Raw genomic sequence first — 16,741 nt, 5'->3', positions numbered from 1 at the left:
TCCTCGATCGAGGCGACCCGGCTCACCGGATCGTGAGGGACGGCGCCGCCGATCCCGCAGCGGTCGTCCAGCCCGGACGCGAGGGGACTCGCGGAACATTTCTGACTTCCTTCAGGCCGATGGCGTACCACCGGAATATGAGCCGCCGGAATGCGGGCTGCCAACGAGCTGATCACCAAGGCGAGTTACATTGGGTCGCAAACCAGAACAATCAGCGCATTGCGTCAAGGTGTTTGTGGTACAGGTTCTTCCGGACACGATGCCGCACGATCCATGGATGATCTCGGTCCGGATCGGGCCTCCGCACCGAAGCCGCCGGGTCATGTCGCTTGGGTGCGGCCAGACGCTGCTGTCCCTGGCGTCCCGGGCGGACGATGGTTTCCTTACCTGACCGCAACCCGGCTCTCACGAGTCGCGGCCGTCCCATCCGCTTCGCGCTGGCCAGGGCCCTCCCAGAGGCCGGCTTACACGAGCCACGAACGTTAATCAATGGCTTGTCAATATTCTGTGCACATGACACTGTCTCGCTTGACTCTCAGCAGTCGAATCATTTCCCTTCGCGGTGAAAGGTTGGTTCGGCATGGCAACATGGAAGAATGTCTCAGGCGGGTTAACGGCGATCGCGGCCGGCTCCAGGACCAACGTGTGGGGTGTGAACTCCAGCGAGCAGATCTACCGCTACACCAACGACGACGCCAATCCCTGGATCGGTATCCCCGGCTCCCTCGTCGATATCGGTGCTGGTGCGGACGGCACCGTGTGGGGCGTGAACTCCGGGGGCGGGATCTACCGCTACACCGGTGACCAGGGCGCCAACCACTGGGTCAACATCCCCGGGTCGCTGGCCCGCATCGCGGTCGGGTCCCGCACGAACGTGTGGGGCGTCAACTCCGCCGGCGCCATTTACCGGTACACCAACGACGACGCCAATCCTTGGGTGAACATTCCCGGCTCCCTCGTCGATATCGGTGCCGGTGCGGACGGCACCGTGTGGGGCGTGAACTCTGGAGGCGGGATCTACCGCTACACCGGTGACCAGGGCGCCAGCCACTGGGTCAACATCCCGGGTGGCCTGACCCGGATCACGGTCGGGTCCCGCACGAACGTGTGGGGCGTCAACTCCAACGGGCAGATCTACCGCTACACCAACGACGACGCCAATCCCTGGGTCGGGATCGACGGTTCCCTGTCCGACATCGGCGCCGGTGCGGACGGCACCGTGTGGGGCGTCAACTCCGTCCATGCCATCTACCGCTATACCGGAGACCAGCCGGGCTGAGCCCGAGTGGCTCACCCGAGACCCCGCCGAGTCACTCGGCGGGGTTCTCGTCGTCCTGCGGGCGACCGGGCACGCAGGCGGACCTAAGCAGAGGTCAGCGCCCGCACCTCCCGCGGCCGGTACGCCGAGGATGACTCGGGCTGGTGGCGCGGCATCCTGCGCCGCCGGGTCCGCCGCCTCTTTCCTGACCAGGCGCCTTCGATGAACAACAGGCGGTAGTACTCTCTCTTCGTGACGAACGTGCTGGCCATCATGATTGTCGTGGTGGCGTTGCTGGCCGCCGCCCACGCCCTGGTGACGACGCTGCGCGACCGGGCGATGGGCGTCCCGCACCTGGTCGTCCTCGGCGTCCTGGAGGCGCTGTTGATCGCGCAGACCGTCATCGGGTTCGTCAAGGTCGGCGGTGATGAGGGCCCGGACGATCCGGCCACCTTCATCGGGTACCTGCTGGGGGCGCTGCTCGTCCCCGCCGCGGGCGCCGGCTGGGGGCTGCTGGAGCGCTCCCGCTACGGGCCAGGCGTGATCGTCGTCGCCTGCCTGGCCGTCGCTGTGATGATCGTCAGGATGAACCAGATCTGGGACGGCACCGGTGCCTGAGTCCGAGCGGGTCGGGCCCGGAGCCCGTGCGGACGCCGGTGCCCGCGCCGGCACCGATGCCCGCACGGGCACCGCGGGGGCCCGCGCCGCCACGGGCACCGGGCCCGGGCGGCTGCTGGTCGCCGTCTACGCGATCTTCGCGCTGGCCGCGGGGGCGCGTGCCGGCGTGCAGATCGGCACGCGGTTCTCCGATGCGCCGGTCGCCTACGCGCTGTCGGCGTTCGCCGCAGTCGTCTACGTCCTTGCGACGGCCGCGCTGGCCCGCGGTGGGCGCACCTCGTTCCGCGTCGCCGTCGCAGCGTGCACGGTGGAACTGGCCGGCGTGCTGGTCGTGGGGACGCTGAGCGTCGTCGACGCGGCGGCGTTCCCGGACGAGACGGTCTGGTCCGGTTTCGGGCGCGGTTACGGCTTTGTGCCGCTCGTCCTGCCGGTCGTGGGACTGCTGTGGCTGCGCCGCACCGCCCGCACGGGTGGCGGTCCCCGTACGGGCGGTGGGCGCCCTGTGGGCGGCGGGTGAGCCCTCCGGCCACAGGTGCTGGGGCCACACATCCGCGGGCGCTTCGCTGACGCGGCGCCCCGCGGCCATGTGGCGGTCCGTTCGGGCGCCCGCGCGGTCCGCCGCGCGCTGCCCGGAATCCGGACGGTTGGTGTCGGCCATCACTTCGCCGTCGAGACGGCGGCCGGCATGACGCGTCCTCCGATCGGCAGCGCATGGACGGCGGCGCGGGTGATCTCCTCCACCTCGTCCGCGGTGTAGTCGGCGGTCGGGTTGCGGCGCATCCAGCGCACCAGCTTCAGCGGCCGGGCGAACGTGATGCCGTCGGCCTGGAACGGCGTCCGGCGCGGCAACTGCCCGCCATGGACGGCCAGCACCGGCGTCACCTTCACCGGCGTCTGCGCGCGCTCCGAGATCAGCCGTGCGGCGGCCTCGGCCCGCGCGGTCAAGCCGCCGACCAGCTTGGACTGGGTGCGGCCATCGATGAACAGGCGACCGCCGTGGTGCGACAACTCGAAGTCGGGCTGCCAAGCCTCGTTGTGCACCAGCCACACGCCGCCAGGTCCGACGACAAGCTGGTCGGCGGACCCATGTCCGGGGATCGTCCGCGCGATCAGCACCCGGTGGCCGCGCCGCTCCAGGGTGAGGCGCAGCAGCCGGTTCATCCGGTCCTCGCCGCGCAGCCCGCGGCGCCACACGCTCGCCGCATGGTATATCCGCCAATGCACCAGGGTGTCGGCTCCCGCGACCAGCAGTGCGACCACGATTCCGAAAACTGCGTTGACCAGCGCTCCGCACAGTCCGAGCGCCGCCCCCGCCAGAATTGCGCGGGTCCGCAATCTCCCCTTTCGGTCCTTCTGCCAAAGTTCCTCGTAAACCGCCTGCGGCGAGCCCCCCGTGAACGCTGCCCTATCTCTGAGGTAGATGGAGCTGCCGATCATCTGAACCTCCTGGCACCCTGCGACGACGACCCCATTATGGGGATAGCGGAGGCTTTGTCGCCACACTTACCTTGGTGAGAGAAGTCAGTCCGCATGGCAACTTCGAGGGTCGAAGGCGTTGCTTACCTGGACTTTTGTCATGGTTGGCCGGGCAGATTTTTGGGAGGCTCTTAGAACGTTCTACATGAATGGACGAAATGCTCGATGCAACTATCACCGTAACCCGCACTGCGCCCTTCGTCCTGGTGGCATTTCTCACGTGGACGATCACCGAGCGGACACGCTAGTGGCCACTGCCGCCACACTGGAGTGATGCAACACATCCGCTCCCCGCGCATGCCGGACGCGGAGGGCCTGCCCGTCCATCGCGCCGTCCCCGCCCTACGCACGGCCCTCGCCGGTCACGGCGCGGCCGTCCTCGCCGCGCCACCGGGGACGGGCAAGACCACCCTCGTGCCGCTGGCCCTCGCGGGCCTCGCCCTCGGCGGTCCGTCCACCGAGGGCAAGATCCTCGTCCTGGAGCCCCGCCGCCTCGCCGCCCGCGCCGCCGCCCGCCGGATGGCCTGGCTGCTCGGCGAGCACGTCGGCGGCCGCGTCGGCGTCACCGTCCGCGGCGAGGCGCGCCCCGGCTCCCGCATCGACGTCGTCACCACCGGTGTCCTGCTCCAGCGTCTCCAGTCCGACCCCGAGATCGCGGACGTCGGCACCGTGATCCTGGACGAGTGCCATGAGCGCCACCTGGACGCCGACACCGCGCTGGCCTTCCTGCTCGACGTGCGCGCCGCGCTGCGCCCCGACCTGCGGCTGGTCGCGGCGTCCGCCACCGCCGACACCGGCCCCTGGGCGCACCTGCTCGGCGGCGACGCCGGGCCGGCGCCCATCGTGGAGACCGCGGCCGCGCTGCACCCCGTCCGGACCGTGTGGTCGCCGCCGCCCCGGCCCGTCCCGCCTCCCCATGGGATGCGCGTGGACCCGGCGCTACTCGCCCACGTCGCCGCCACCGTCCGTCGCGCGCTCGCCGAGCAGGACGGCGACGTCCTGTGCTTCCTGCCCGGCGCGGGGGAGATCGCCCGCGTCGCGGGGCAGCTCACCGGTGTTCCCGCGGACGTCCTGCAGATCCACGGGCAGGCGCCGCCCGCCGTCCAGGACGCGGTGCTCACCGCCGCCGCGGGCCGCCGCGTCGTCCTCGCCACCTCCGTCGCCGAGTCGAGCCTCACCGTCCCGGGCGTGCGGATCGTCGTCGACGCAGGCCTGGCGCGCGAGCCGCGTACCGACCACGCCCGCGGCCTGGGGTCGCTGACCACCGTCCGCGCTTCTCGCGCCACCGCCGACCAGCGTGCCGGTCGCGCCGGACGCGAGGCCCCCGGAACCGTCTACCGCTGCTGGACCGAGGCCGAGCACGACCGTCTCCCCGCCCGTCCGCGGCCCGAGATCGAGCTGGCCGACCTCACCGCCTTCGCCCTGAAGGCCGCCTGCTGGGGCGACCCCGACGCGAGCGGCCTCGCCCTACCCGACCCGCCCCCCGCCGCGGCCCTGGACGCCGCCCGCACCACCCTGCACGCGCTCGGTGCCGTCCGGGACGGCCGGGTCACCGACCGTGGCCGGGCCCTCGCCCGCGTCGGCGTCCACCCCCGCCTGGCCCGCGCCCTGATCGACGGCGCCCGCGAGGTGGGTGCCCGCGACGCCTCGCACATCGTCGCGCTGCTGTCGGAGCCCCCGCCCCGAGCGGCGGGCGACGACCTCACCGCCACCTGGCGCGCCCTCCGCCGCGGCCGTCCCGCCGACTCCCACGCCGCCCGCTGGCGCGACGAGTCCCGCCGCCTCCACAACGCCCTGCCCAACCCAGACCAGGACCTGCCCACCCAAGGTGAGTCCCTCACGCGGGGTGAGGTTTCTGCCGGGTGGGGTGTTCGGGGGAGGGGGGACGACCTTGTGGCGGGGGCGGTGGTGGCGCTGGCGTTTCCGGAGCGGGTGGCGCGGGCGCGGGGCGGCGGCGGGTATCTGATGGCATCGGGGACCGGGGCGGTGCTCGCGGACGGGTCGGCGCTGGCCGGGGCGCGGCCGCAGTGGCTGGCGGTCGCGGCGGCCGACCGGCCCGCCGGGAGCGCGTCGGCGCGGGTGCGGCAGGCCGTGGTGATCGACGAGGACATCGCCCGGCTGGCGGCGGCGCCGCTGCTGGAAGCGGTGGACGAGGTCGTCTGGCGGGACGGGGACGTGGTGGCGCGGCACGTCGAGCGGCTCGGGGCGATCGAGTTGGGGACGCGGCCGTTGCGCAAGCCCGATCCGGGGCTGGTGCGCGCGGCATTGCTGGAGGGCGTGCGCGCCGAGGGGCTCGGGCTGTTCACCTGGACGCCGGGCGCCGTCGCGCTGCGGGAGCGGCTGGCGTTCCTGCGCGACGCGATCGGCGAGCCGTGGCCCGCGGTGGACGACCCGGCGCTGCTGGAGCGTGTCCCGGAGTGGCTGGGCGGGGCGCGGCGGCGGGCCGACCTGGCGCGGGTGGACGTCGCGGCGATGCTGCGGGGGCTGCTGCCGTGGGACCTCGCGGCGCGGCTGGACGAGCTGGCACCCGAGCGGGTGCGGGTGCCGTCCGGGGCCCGGATCCGGGTGGACTACGCGGGGGAGCGGCCGGTCCTGGCGGTGAAGCTGCAGGAGCTGTTCGGCTGGGAGGAGGCGCCGCGGCTCGCGGGCGGGCGGGTGCCGCTGGTGGTGCACCTGCTGTCCCCGGCGGGGCGGCCCGCAGCGGTCACCGCGGACCTGGCGTCCTTCTGGGGCGAGGGGTACCGGGCGGTCCGGGCCGAGCTGCGCGGCCGCTATCCCCGGCACGCCTGGCCCGAAGACCCGCGCCGCGGGTGACGGGCGGCCGAGGGAGCGGTCAGCGGGAGGCGATCAGGGACTCGATGCCGTCCAGGATGCGGGCCAGGCCGAACTCGAAGGCGCGGCCGGGGGCGACCGCGGAGTTGTACTCCTGGCCCGCGGCGGTGCCGACGCGGCTGCCGATCGGATAGTCGGCCGGGTCGATGACCTGCTCCAGCAGGGGCGCGGTGGCCTCCCACCACTCCAGGTCGCTGACGCCGCTGCGCCGCTCGGCCTCGGCGGCGTTCACCGAGCCGCGCGCGGCGCTCTCGGCGAAGCCGGTGACCAGGGCGATGACCGAGTCCATCTCCAGGTCGCTCAGCCCGAGGCCCTCGATCGCGCCCAGCTCGTACTCGTACTTGGCGAGCATGTTGGGGCCCATCGGCGGGCGGGCGACGGCGATCTGGAGCATCCACGGGTGGCGGTGGAACAGCGCCCAGCCCTCGCGGGCGATGTGCTCCAGCCGGGCGCGCCAGGTCGGCGCGGACGGCGGCGTCAGCTCGCCGAGTGCGCGGTCCAGCATCACGTCGATCAGCTCGGCCTTGCCCGGCACATAGGTGTAGATCGACATCGTGGCCACGCCCAGCTCGTCGGCGATACGGCGCATGGACAGGGCGTCCAGGCCGTCGGCGTCGGCGACCTCGACCGCCGCCCGGACGATCTCCTCCACGGTGAGGCGGGGCTTCGGGCCGCGCCGGGGCCTGGCCTGGACGCCCCACAGCAACTCCAGGCTGCGCTTGGGGTCACCGGCCCCGCTGTACTCGGTCGTCACCGTCGCATCCTCCCAGGGATGAAACTCCGTACGACGTACGTTATAGTCTCCGTGATGGTAAATCCGTATTGCGTACGGAGTTTTGCTGGACGCGGGGAGAGGAGACCCATGAGCGAACCGGTGTTCGCGGTCATCGCCGAGGGACTGCGCAAGCGCTACGGCGACACCGAGGCCCTCGCCGGACTCGACCTGCGGGTGCCCGCCGGGACCGTGCACGGGCTCCTCGGCCCGAACGGCGCGGGCAAGACGACCGCCGTGCGCGTCCTGACCACGCTGGCCAGGCCGGACGGCGGCACCGCCAGCGTCGCCGGGCACGACGTGGTGCGCGGCGCCGCGCGGGTGCGGACCCGCGTCGGCCTCGTCGGGCAGCACGCGGCGGTGGACGAGGTGCTCAGCGGGCGGCAGAACCTCGTCATGTTCGGCCGTCTCTACCACCTCGGCGCGCGCACGGCCCGCAGGCGGGCCGACGAACTGCTCGAACGGTTCCGGCTCACCGACGCCGCCGGCAGGCCCGCCGGGCAGTATTCCGGCGGGATGCGGCGGCGCCTCGACCTGGCCGCGTCGATGATCCTCGCGCCGCCGGTGCTGTTCCTGGACGAGCCGACCACCGGCCTCGACCCGCGCGCTCGCATCGAGGTGTGGGACGAGGTCCGCGCCCTGGTGGGCGGCGGGACCACCGTCCTGCTCACCACCCAGTACCTGGAGGAGGCCGATCGCCTCGCCGACGGGATCTCGGTGATCGACCACGGCCGCGTCATCGCCGAGGGCACCCCCGACGAGCTCAAGGCCCGGCTCGGCGGCGACCGCGTCGAGGTCGTCCTGCAGGACCCGGCCGCGCTGCCGGTGGCCGCCGGGATCGTGTCGCGCGCAGCCGGGGCCGAGGCGGACGTCGACGCCGAGGCCCTGCGGGTGGGCGCGCCCGCCGCCGACCGTGCCGCGGCGCTCACCGAGGCCGTCCGGGCGCTGGACGCCGCGGGCGTGCGCGTCGCCGACGTCGGGTTGCGCCGCCCCACGCTGGACGAGGTGTTCCTGCACCTCACCGAGGACGCCGAGAGCGAGAAGGAGGTGCCCGCATGATGACCTTGCCGCAGACCCCGATCGGACGGCTCCGCTGGGCCGTCGCCGACAGCCGGACCCTGACCGTCCGCGCGCTCGCCCACTGGGCCCGTCAGCCCGGCGACGTCGTCGTCGGGCTGCTGTTCCCGGTGATGGTCGTGCTGATGATGGGCTACCTGTTCGGTGGCCAGATGGACGTGCCCGGCGGCGGGAACTACCGGGAGTTCATCATGCCCGGCATGTTCGCGATGACGATGGTGTTCGGCGTGGAGACCACGTTCGCCGCCATCGCCGGGGACGCCGCCAAGGGCGTGACCGACCGGTTCCGCGCCATGCCGACCGCCCCGTCCGCCGTCATCACCGGGCGCGGCGTCGCCGACATGCTGCACTCGGTCGCCGCGCTGGCCGTCATGGCCGGCTGCGGGCTGCTCATCGGCTGGCGCGCGCACGAGGGTGCCGCGAAAGCGCTCGCCGGGCTCGGGCTGCTGCTGCTCCTGCGGTTCGCGCTCGTCTGGATGGGCGTCTACCTCGGGCTGGTCGCCAAGGGACCGGAGTCGGTCGTCACCGTCCAGATCCTGGTGTGGCCGATCGGGTTCCTGTCCAGCGCCCTCGTCGCGCCCGGCACCATGCCGGGCTGGCTCGGCGCGATCGCCGAATGGAATCCGATGTCGGCGACCGTGACCGCCTGCCGCGAGCTGTTCGGAGACCCCGGCGGTGCGGGCGGCTCGTGGGCCGCGCAGCACAGCATCCTGATGGCCGTGCTCTGGCCACTGGTGATCACCGCGGTGTTCTTCCCGCTCGCCGCGCGCCGCTATCGCGCCATGGGCCGCTGACTCAGGCGTCCGGGAGGAGGGCGGCGCGGTGCCGGGCCAGGGCCAGCGCCGGGTAGCACGCCTCGGGCGGGGGCTCCGCGCCGTTCAGCGCGGCGCGGAGCCTTACTCCCACCGCCGCCGCGCCGTAGGGCTGGACGACGCACAACTCCGCCTGCATGGCCTGGCGGGCCGCCGTCATGAGCGCCGGCACGTCCCCGACGACCACGACTTCGGCGGGGACGTCGCCGTAGGACAGCCGGACCGCCAGCGCGTGCATCCCGGCAGGGCCCCGTTCCCCGTACCGGAACTCGCAGACCAGGCGGTCGCCGTCCAGCGGCCCCTCCTGGATCAGCCATGCCTGCCCGGGGACGACCCGGCCGAGCGCGCCCTCCCACGGCGCGGGCTCGACGCCGCCGAGCGCGTCCGCCGCCCGGCCCGCCGCGCGGCGTCCCTCCCGCGGGCCGATCGCAGCGAGCGCCCGCAGGAAAGCCCGTGTGCCGGGGGTCGCCGCCGCGCGCAGGCAGGTGATCAGGTCGCCGAGCGCGGCGCGCCGCCCCTGCGCGTGCGGGGCCGCGGCCTCCAGGGTCCCGAGCCGCGCCGACGTCCACACCTCCGCCCGCAGCGCGTCCGGGAGCGCGGGCAGGGCGGCCGCCTCCCGCACGTAGGCGTCGTAGACCTCGCGGAGGCCGGGCAGCGTCAGCCGGGAGGCCGGGGACGATCGGGTCGCGCTCACCGTCCCAGGCTAGGTGACGTCACCAGGGAGACGCGGCGCGCCGCCGGACCCGGTGCGGCCGGACCAGACGGCGCGCCGCGAGCGGCGACACCTCGGGCCGGGATTCCGGGCGGATGCCTCAAGCGAGACGAGCGGGTGGCAGGTCTCGGGCGGGACGGTCAGGCGGGGACGGTCAGGCGGGGACGGTCAGGATCGTGCGGCCGTCGCCCATCGTGCGGACCTCGAAGCGGCTGATGTCGCCCGGCTTGAGCGCCGTGCCGCCCTGCAGCGTCAGCTGCCGCATCGGGGACCCGGGCAGCCCGTACCCCTTGGCGGGCACAGACCAGCCGGCGACGGTGTGCGGGCGGCCCGCGTTGTCCACGGCGACGAGCTGGCATTCCAGCGGGCCCTTGACACGGGTCAGCCGCAGCCCGATCCGGCTGCCCCACATCTTCGCCTCCATCGCGACCGTCCCGGACACGCCGGCGGCGTCGCTCGCGGTGAGCCGCTGCCCGTCCCGGAACAGCGCCTCGGTGCCATCCGGCGCGGCGACCGTCCCGCTGTCGCGGTCGGCGCCGAGCGTGAACCCGGCGCCCACCGCCCCGCCCAGCAGGACGATCCCGGCGGCCAGCCCGGCCACCGCCCGTGTCGTGCGCCGCCTGCGGTCGCGGCGGGCGCGATGCCGCAGCAGGTCGGAGACCACGGCGGGCTCCGGCGGGACGGGCGGCGCGGCGGCCGGGTCGGCGATCGGTGCGATCCCGTCCAGCGTGGCGGCGAGCCCGCGCAGTGCGCCGAGCTCGGCCCGGCAGGACGGGCAGGACGGCAGGTGCGCCTCGAACGCGCGCCGATCCGGCTCCTCCAGCAGACCGAGGGCGTAGGCGCCGACGTCGATGTGCAGCAGTTCCGCGCTCATGGCGTCACGCCCCTCTCCTCCAGGGCGACGCGCAGCGCCCGGAGCGCATAGTAGACCCGGGACTTCACCGTGCCCACGGGGATGCCGAGCTGTTTGGCGGCCTCGTTGACGGAACGGTCCCGGAAGAAGGTTTCGTTAAGGATCTCGCGGTGCGCGGGAGACAACGCGAGGAGGGCTTCGGAGACGACGACCGAGCGCAGGAGATCCTCCAACCCGTCGGGCACGCGCAGGTTCTCCAGCGGACCCTCGCCCGCCTCCTGCGGCCGCGCGTTCTTGCGGCGCTGGTCGTCGATGACGATCCGGCGGGCGACCGTCGCCAGCCAGGGCAGCAGCGACGCCGCGTTCTCATCGAGCTGGTGGGCGCTGCGCCACGCCCGGATCATGGTCTCCTGCACCACGTCCTCGGCCCAGTGCCGGTCGCCGCCGGTGAGGCGGAGCACGAACGACAGCAGCGGGCGTCCGTACACTCTGTACAGCTCTGTCACGATCACCTGGTCGTCCACGCCGCCGGCGGGGGGCTGCCCGCGGAACCAGCTCCACGGGGAGGCGGGTTGTTCGCGGACGGCCGGCGCTGCGGCCGGTGATCTACGGGCCATCGGGGTCTCCGGCTGGTGCGGGGGCGGGGACGGACTGCGCGGTGACCGTGAGCCAGGTGTCACGTTGGTGGGCAGTACGGCGCGCCGGGGCCCCGAGGTTCAATGAATCCTCGTGGAACTGGAGATCAGACCGTTTTGTGGGTGACGATCCGATTGATCACTTACTAGTTCGCTACTTGTTCCTTACCCGCGGGCGCCGCCGCCGCCGAAGCGGCGTCAGAGTAGGCGTTCATCCAGGCGTACAGGCGCGGTACACCGGAACGGGAGGGAGCTCACCCGGCGCCACCCGTCTACCTTCACGGAAGTCCTCCACCAAGCAACACTCACTCCGCATGTGGAGCGAATGTGGGCAACCGGCCCTGTTTGCTCGGAGGACGACCGAGGGGCGGATCGGGAGTGAAAGGGAACGGGCAACATCAGCTGGTTTACCGCCTTCTACTGGCGGTGGACATACAGGGGTACAGCAAGCGGGACGTGCGGGAGCAACTGCTCGCGCAGCGCCAGCTGTCGGACGTGCTCGACCGGGCCGCACGCGGCGTCGGCCTTGACCGTTCGGAGTGGGACAAGCAGGTCGGCGGGGACGGAGAGCTCGCCACCCTGCCCGAGGGGGTCGACCCGGCACCAGTGGCCGGCGACTTCGCCATCGGGCTCGCGGACGCGCTGCGGGAGGTCAACGGCGGCGCGCCCGGCGGGGGATCGGGCTTCCGGCTGCGGGTGCGGCTCGCGTTGCACCACGGCACGCTGACGGCCGGGCCGTTCGGGCCCGCGGGCGACGCACCCATCGTCGTCCAGCGGCTGCTGGACGCGGGGCCGCTGCGGCGACTGCTGGTCGACGACGCGCACCGCGACCTGGCCTACGTCGTGTCGGACTCGCTGTTCGAGGACGTCGTGCAGACCGGGTTCTGCGCGCTGCCTCCAGGGGCGTTCCAGCCGATCAAGGTCACCGCGAAGGGCACCGCCTTCCGCGGGCACATCCTGACCGGACGGATTGCCAAGGACGGTGATGCCGGCGGGGGAGAACGCGGCGGGCCGGAGGGCCGGCCCGCCGCTGACGCCCGGGTCTTCGACTTCCCCGCGCTGGCCGTCCGGTAGCCGCCGGCGGCCGGCGGCCGTGGTCGCCGGGAACGGGAAGCCGACGGGCGGCGCCGCGGTTGACCCCTCCAAACAGACGACACTCGATGGAGGCGGGCGATGGCGGACGACACGGCGCTGGCGAAGCTGCTGGCCGGGCGGGACCTCGGGGTGCTGGCCACCCTCAAGCGCGACGGGCGGCCCCAGCTGTCCAACGTCAACTATCACTTCGACGAGGGCCGCCGGCTCATCCGGGTGTCGGTCACCGCCGACCGGGCGAAGGCCCGCAACCTGCGCCGCGACCCTCGGGCCAGCCTGCACGTCAGCTCGGCGGACGGCTGGTCCTGGGCGGTCGCCGAGGGGACCGCGGAGCTGTCGGAGACCGCCGCCGCCCCCGGGGACGCGGCCGTCGAGGAACTCGTCGAGGTGTACCGCGACATCCGCGGCGACCACCCGGACTGGGACGAGTACCGCCGCGTCATGGTCGCCGACGGCCGCCTCGTCATCCGCCTGCACGTCGAACGGCTGTACGGGCAGGCCCGCGGCTGACATGCCGACCCCGGCCGCCCGCCCCGGTCGTGAGGGGAGGTCCGCGGGGACGGGGTGTCATCGGCGCCGGTTCGTGGGCCGCACGCCGGGCGCGCCGCTCGGCGCCGTCCTGCGTTCGCGCGCCCGTTCCACCACCTCATGGACCGCGGCGGGCGACTCGCCGAGGAACTCGGCGATCTGCTCCGGCGTGTGCTCGTGCAAGACGAGCTCCATGACGAGGCGTTCGCGGGGACGCAGGCGGCGCAGCCACTCATCCACCGGCACCGGGTCCGGCGGCGCGTCCGGCGCCCACGGCGGCTCGCCGGCAGGGTCCGGTCCCGCCGGCCGCCCGCGGGGCGGCGCGAGCCAGCAGGCGGAGGCGTCGGACGGTGGCATCGGACCTCCCGGGAAGGGGAAAACGCGGCACTTACGAGCGTGACCGGATCGCCACGCCCGGAATGAGTCGCGAGGCGCAGACAGAACGTCCGGGAGAGTGGCGATCCGCGCGGGCGGGCATTGGTAGTCCGGCGGAGGCGGATCCCCTGTGGCGGGAGGATGTCCGATGGGCGTGTCCCGGCTGCCGGAGCACCTGGAGGTGCTCCTGACCGACGAACCCGTGCTCGACGTGTACGCCGAGGGTCCGTGGAGGGTGCCCTCCGGTTTGTACGAGCGGCTGCGCGAGCGGGCGAAGGAGCTCAACGCCGATCCGCGCGCGCTCGTTCTGACGCGGCGGCTCAGTGACTTCTACGGTCCCGGGACCGGCGTCGCCGGGGCCGAGCAGTGGTCGCTGCTGACCTTCCTGCTCGGCGCCTCCGCCGTCCGGGGCGGGTCGCGCGGGGACGTCGACTACGAGCTGCTGTCGGACTTCCTCGCCACGCCGGAACCGGCCGTGCGCGACCCCGCCGCGTGGTTCACCCAGGGCGGGCGGTGGCGGCCGCCCGGCCTGTGGCTTCCCGAGCCCGCGGGCGACGACCCCGAACGTCGCCTCGTCATGTACGAGCTGGCGCGCGCCTGCCTGGAGGTGTTCGAGGGGCTCGAACCCGTCGAGCGGCGGCGCCGCGCGCTGATCGGCCTGCACGAGCGGCGGACCGGCGACCCGGTGCTGCTGGAGCGGGAGATGACCGTCCCGCACGACCTGCTGGAGGACGTCTGGGCGAGCGACGTCCCGGAGGAGGTCCTCGACGCGTTGCCGGAGCTGGCCGGCCCGATCGGCTACCTCGGCTGGGCCTGCGCCGGGTTCGCCGCCGCGCACGAGCGGCTCGACGCCGCCGACGGCGCCCGGCCCCTGGACGGCGCGCTCGCGCGGCTGCTCCTCGCGGCGGGCGTCACCGACGTGCCCGCGCAGATGTCCGCCGCGCTCGGCACCGCCCACTATGAGAACCTGCACGACCGGGTGCATGCCCTGCGGGACGATTTCGACACCGGCACCTGGCAACGGGATGTGCGCGCCTGGCTGGCGCGCGGGCTGGTCGCCGGCGAGGCCGACGCCTGCCGCGCCTGGCTGGACATGGCCGTCCGGATCACCGGCGCCGTCCAGGGCCTGCCGGACGCCGCGACCAGCCCGGACTGCCCCGTCCCCGTCCGCGGTTTCCAGCTCGACCTGCGGCGGATGTTCGGCCGCCGCCGTGTCGCCAACCCGCTCGTCCAATGGCTCGCCCCCGGCCCCGAGGCAGCGGCGCCCGTACCCGTCGAGGCAGGGCCGGACGGTGACGCGTTCGCCGAGATGCTCGGCCCCGCCGCGCTGGCCGATGCGCTCCGGGACGCGGTGGGTGACGCGCACCGCCCCGTCCGCCTGCTGATCTGCGGGCCGGAGGGGTCGGGCCGCCGTACCGCCGCCGCCGCGGTCGAGCGGGTGCTGATCGAGGACGGGCGGGCCCACGACGCGCTGCGCCTGTCCGACCAGGTGTTCGCCGACCTCGGCGTGAGCGACGCCGTGCTGTGGGTCCAGGCCCGCATCGGCGAGTGCGCCGTCGACGGGCGGGTGCTCGTGATCCGCTACCTGGACGCGATCCTCGGCTACGACGCCGCGGGCACGGCGGTCGTGGAGGAACTGCGGCGCGGCATGGCCGACCATCCCGGGCTGCACGTCGTCGCGCTGTGCCGGACGGGTGGTGAGGAGCGCCTGCTGGCCGCGAACCCGGCGCTCGTCCACGGGATGCGGGTCGCCCGCACCGCCGACTTCGGGGTGCAGGATCACGCCGAGCTGTTCCGCCGCGCCGTCGGGGACGGGGGCGGGCGGGTCGAGCGGCGGGTGGCGCGTGCGGCCGGGGCGCTGCTCGTCCGCACGCCCGCGCAGCTCAACATGCGCAACGCCCGGCTGGCCGGGCACCTGGCCGAGCTATGCCTGATGCGCGCCCGCCAGCGGACGGGCGATGCCACCGGCGCGGGCGTCGAGGTGACGGAGGCGGATCTGCCCGCCCGTCCGGCGATGCCCGGCGCCGCCGTCGCCGACCCGCTCGCCGATCTGGCCGCCTGCGTCGGCATCGCCTCGGTCAAGCGGGAGGTCCGGTCGCTGGTCACCGAGGCGAAGGGGGCGCGGCTGCGGATGGAGGCCGGGATGACCGCCCGCACCCGGCCCCGGCACCTGATGTTCGCCGGGAACCCCGGCACGGGCAAGGCCACGGTCGCCGGCATCCTCGGCCGGCTGTACGCCGAGCTCGGCGTGCTGCCGTCGGGGCATCTGGTGCGCGTCGAGCGCGCCGACCTCGTCGGCGGGCACGCGGGGGAGAGCGCCGCAAAGATCCGCCGCGCGTTCGAGCGGGCGGCGGGCGGCGTGCTGCTGATCGCCTGCACGGACCTGCTCGACCCGACCGGATCGCCGCGCGACGCCGAGGCCGCCGACGCGCTCGCCGCCGCGATCGAGTCCTGCCCGGACGACCTGGTCGTCGTCCTCAGCGGCCCGGGCCCCGGGCACGGTGGGTTGCTCGCCGCCCGCCCGGCGCTGGCCCGGTTGTTCCCGACGACCATCCGGTTCCCCGACCTGACCGAGGCGGAGCTGGTCACCGTGTTCGCCGAGCGTGCCGCCGCCGACCGGTTCCTGCTCGCGCCCGGCGTGCTCGACCGCGTCCGCGAGCTGGTCGCGGCCGGGCCGCCCGCCGCGCGGCTCGGCAATGCGCGGCTCATGGCCGCGCTGCTGGAACGCACCGTCGCCCGGCAGGCGCACCGCCTGATGACCGGTCTCGACGAGGACGAGTCGCTGGACACGCTCGTTCCCGGTGACGTCCCCGGGGCCCTCGTGCCCGCCGGGAGGGTCGAGCAGGCCGACGACCCGCTCGCGGAGATCGACCGGCTCGTCGGCCTCGGCACCGTCAAGCAGGAGGTCGGGCTGCTGGTCGCCGAGGCCCGCACCGAGCGGCTGCGCCGCGACGCCGGGATCACCGCCACGCGCCCGACCCGGCACATGGTCTTCACCGGCAACCCCGGCACCGCCAAGACGACCGTCGCGCGGCTGCTCGCCGACGTCTACGCGCGGCTCGGGCTGCTGTCGTCGGGGCATCTGGTCGAGGTCTCCCGCGCCGACCTCGTCGCCGAGTTCGTCGGGCAGACCGCGCCGCGCGTGCGGGCAGCCGTGGAGCGCGCGCTCGGCGGCGTGCTGTTCGTGGACGAGGCGTACGCGCTGCACGCCTCCGGTGCCGACTTCGGGCCCGAGGCGGTCGCCGAGCTGCTGCGGCTGATGGAGGAGCACCGCTTCGACCTCGTGGTGATCGTCGCGGGCTATGACCGGGAGATGCGGGAGTTCCTGGTCTCCAACCCCGGCCTGGCGTCCCGGTTCCCCCGGGTCCTGCGGTTCCCCGACTACACCGACGACGAGCTCACGGCGATCTTCGCGACGATGGCCGCCGACGCCGGGTTCACCGTCCCGCCGACCGCGCTGGCCGCCGTCCGCCGGCTGCTGCCCCGCCTCGGCCGCGGCGCCCGGTTCGGCAACGCCCGCGAGATGCGCAACCTCCTCGACCGCGCGGTGGCCGTGCAGGCCCGGCGGATCACCGCCCCGGGCGGCCCGGGGGAGGGGCCGCCCGGCGATGAGGAGGTACGGACCCTGCGCCGCGCCGACATCGAGGCCGCCGCCGGCACCGCGCCCGCCGCCGACGGCCCGGGCCACTACCTGTGAGCGG

At 74.1% G+C, this 16,741-nt stretch carries 15 protein-coding genes; 9 read left to right on the top strand and 6 right to left on the bottom strand.

Going from position 1 to position 16,741, the window contains the following annotated elements; all coding sequences use genetic code 11:
* The first annotated feature begins 580 nt into the window (after positions 1–580).
* From AMA02S_RS13770 to AMA02S_RS13760, 3 genes are all read left to right on the top strand, one after another.
* Entirely contained in the window at positions 581–1,279 is a 699-nt protein-coding gene (locus AMA02S_RS13770; protein WP_067457446.1) for a tectonin domain-containing protein, read from the top strand.
* 231 nt (positions 1,280–1,510) lie between these two features.
* Complete coding sequence (locus tag AMA02S_RS13765; protein WP_245667520.1) at positions 1,511–1,876, top strand: hypothetical protein; 366 nt, start codon at positions 1,511–1,513, stop codon at positions 1,874–1,876.
* Positions 1,877–1,988: 112 nt separating this feature from the next.
* Positions 1,989–2,393: a hypothetical protein gene (locus AMA02S_RS13760; protein ID WP_067457572.1), complete on the top strand. Its 405-nt coding sequence runs from the start codon at positions 1,989–1,991 to the stop codon at positions 2,391–2,393.
* A gap of 140 nt (positions 2,394–2,533) precedes the next feature.
* Here AMA02S_RS13760 and AMA02S_RS13755 read toward each other — a convergent pair whose 3' ends face one another.
* Positions 2,534–3,211, bottom strand: a complete 678-nt coding sequence (locus AMA02S_RS13755; protein ID WP_245667519.1) for an NERD domain-containing protein — start codon at positions 3,209–3,211, stop codon at positions 2,534–2,536.
* Between the two features lie 414 nt (positions 3,212–3,625).
* Here AMA02S_RS13755 and hrpB point away from each other — a divergent pair, with 414 nt between their 5' ends.
* Entirely contained in the window at positions 3,626–6,166 is a 2,541-nt protein-coding gene (gene hrpB, locus AMA02S_RS13750; RefSeq protein ID WP_157430569.1) for an ATP-dependent helicase HrpB, read from the top strand.
* A 19-nt stretch (positions 6,167–6,185) separates the two neighbouring features.
* On the opposite strand, the gene AMA02S_RS13745 is transcribed toward hrpB, so the two are convergent.
* Positions 6,186–6,938: a TetR/AcrR family transcriptional regulator gene (locus AMA02S_RS13745; protein ID WP_067457436.1), complete on the bottom strand. Its 753-nt coding sequence runs from the start codon at positions 6,936–6,938 to the stop codon at positions 6,186–6,188.
* A gap of 108 nt (positions 6,939–7,046) precedes the next feature.
* On the opposite strand from AMA02S_RS13745, the gene AMA02S_RS13740 reads away from it, so the two are divergent.
* Together AMA02S_RS13740 and AMA02S_RS13735 are read left to right on the top strand one after the other, a co-directional pair.
* A complete protein-coding gene (locus AMA02S_RS13740) occupies positions 7,047–8,015 on the top strand; it encodes an ATP-binding cassette domain-containing protein (RefSeq protein WP_067457433.1) in 969 nt (322 codons plus the stop codon).
* Positions 8,012–8,827 carry an ABC transporter permease gene (locus tag AMA02S_RS13735; protein WP_067457430.1) on the top strand — a complete coding sequence of 272 codons (816 nt, stop codon included), beginning with the start codon at positions 8,012–8,014 and terminating at the stop codon, positions 8,825–8,827. The genes AMA02S_RS13740 and AMA02S_RS13735 overlap by 4 nt, the downstream gene beginning before the upstream one ends.
* A 1-nt stretch (position 8,828) precedes the next feature.
* Here the strand turns inward: AMA02S_RS13735 and AMA02S_RS13730 are convergent, their stop codons facing one another.
* The 3 genes from AMA02S_RS13730 to AMA02S_RS13720 all read right to left on the bottom strand — a co-directional run bounded on the left by AMA02S_RS13730 (position 8,829) and on the right by AMA02S_RS13720 (position 11,027).
* Positions 8,829–9,539: a hypothetical protein gene (locus AMA02S_RS13730; RefSeq protein WP_067457427.1), complete on the bottom strand. Its 711-nt coding sequence runs from the start codon at positions 9,537–9,539 to the stop codon at positions 8,829–8,831.
* A gap of 172 nt (positions 9,540–9,711) precedes the next feature.
* Complete coding sequence (locus AMA02S_RS13725; protein WP_067457424.1) at positions 9,712–10,431, bottom strand: zf-HC2 domain-containing protein; 720 nt, start codon at positions 10,429–10,431, stop codon at positions 9,712–9,714.
* Positions 10,428–11,027, bottom strand: a complete 600-nt coding sequence (locus AMA02S_RS13720; RefSeq protein WP_084265116.1) for a sigma-70 family RNA polymerase sigma factor — start codon at positions 11,025–11,027, stop codon at positions 10,428–10,430. The genes AMA02S_RS13725 and AMA02S_RS13720 overlap by 4 nt, the downstream gene beginning before the upstream one ends.
* A gap of 444 nt (positions 11,028–11,471) precedes the next feature.
* Between AMA02S_RS13720 and AMA02S_RS13715 the strand changes: the two genes are divergently transcribed.
* Positions 11,472–12,119: a nucleotidyl cyclase domain-containing protein gene (locus tag AMA02S_RS13715; protein ID WP_245667517.1), complete on the top strand. Its 648-nt coding sequence runs from the start codon at positions 11,472–11,474 to the stop codon at positions 12,117–12,119.
* Positions 12,120–12,218: 99 nt separating this feature from the next.
* The gene (locus tag AMA02S_RS13710; protein WP_067457415.1) at positions 12,219–12,647 is read left to right on the top strand and encodes a PPOX class F420-dependent oxidoreductase; all 429 of its coding nucleotides are present in this window, start codon (positions 12,219–12,221) and stop codon (positions 12,645–12,647) included.
* Positions 12,648–12,704: 57 nt separating this feature from the next.
* On the opposite strand, the gene AMA02S_RS13705 is transcribed toward AMA02S_RS13710, so the two are convergent.
* On the bottom strand, positions 12,705–13,022 hold the full coding sequence (locus AMA02S_RS13705; RefSeq protein ID WP_067457413.1) for a sigma factor-like helix-turn-helix DNA-binding protein: 318 nt from the start codon (positions 13,020–13,022) through the stop codon (positions 12,705–12,707).
* 166 nt (positions 13,023–13,188) lie between these two features.
* On the opposite strand from AMA02S_RS13705, the gene AMA02S_RS13700 reads away from it, so the two are divergent.
* A complete protein-coding gene (locus AMA02S_RS13700; protein ID WP_067457411.1) occupies positions 13,189–16,737 on the top strand; it encodes an AAA family ATPase in 3,549 nt (1,182 codons plus the stop codon).
* Positions 16,738–16,741 lie beyond the last annotated feature (4 nt).

The organism is Actinomadura macra NBRC 14102, from assembly GCF_001552215.1.
Lineage (GTDB): Bacteria > Actinomycetota > Actinomycetes > Streptosporangiales > Streptosporangiaceae > Spirillospora > Spirillospora macra.
The sequence above is the reverse complement of the archived record's forward strand: the minus strand, read 5'-3'. Positions and strand labels throughout refer to the sequence as shown.

Excerpts from the sequence above, each read along its gene's own strand:
- AMA02S_RS13770 (WP_067457446.1), top strand. The coding sequence starts at position 581 with ATGGCAACATGGAAGAATGTCTCAGGCGGGTTAACGGCGATCGCGGCC.
- hrpB (WP_157430569.1), top strand. The coding sequence starts at position 3,626 with ATGCAACACATCCGCTCCCCGCGCATGCCGGACGCGGAGGGCCTGCCC.
- AMA02S_RS13740 (WP_067457433.1), top strand. The coding sequence starts at position 7,047 with ATGAGCGAACCGGTGTTCGCGGTCATCGCCGAGGGACTGCGCAAGCGC.
- AMA02S_RS13735 (WP_067457430.1), top strand. The coding sequence starts at position 8,012 with ATGATGACCTTGCCGCAGACCCCGATCGGACGGCTCCGCTGGGCCGTC.
- AMA02S_RS13725 (WP_067457424.1), bottom strand. The coding sequence starts at position 10,431 with ATGAGCGCGGAACTGCTGCACATCGACGTCGGCGCCTACGCCCTCGGT.
- AMA02S_RS13720 (WP_084265116.1), bottom strand. The coding sequence starts at position 11,027 with ATGGCCCGTAGATCACCGGCCGCAGCGCCGGCCGTCCGCGAACAACCC.
- AMA02S_RS13710 (WP_067457415.1), top strand. The coding sequence starts at position 12,219 with ATGGCGGACGACACGGCGCTGGCGAAGCTGCTGGCCGGGCGGGACCTC.
- AMA02S_RS13705 (WP_067457413.1), bottom strand. The coding sequence starts at position 13,022 with ATGCCACCGTCCGACGCCTCCGCCTGCTGGCTCGCGCCGCCCCGCGGG.
- AMA02S_RS13700 (WP_067457411.1), top strand. The coding sequence starts at position 13,189 with ATGGGCGTGTCCCGGCTGCCGGAGCACCTGGAGGTGCTCCTGACCGAC.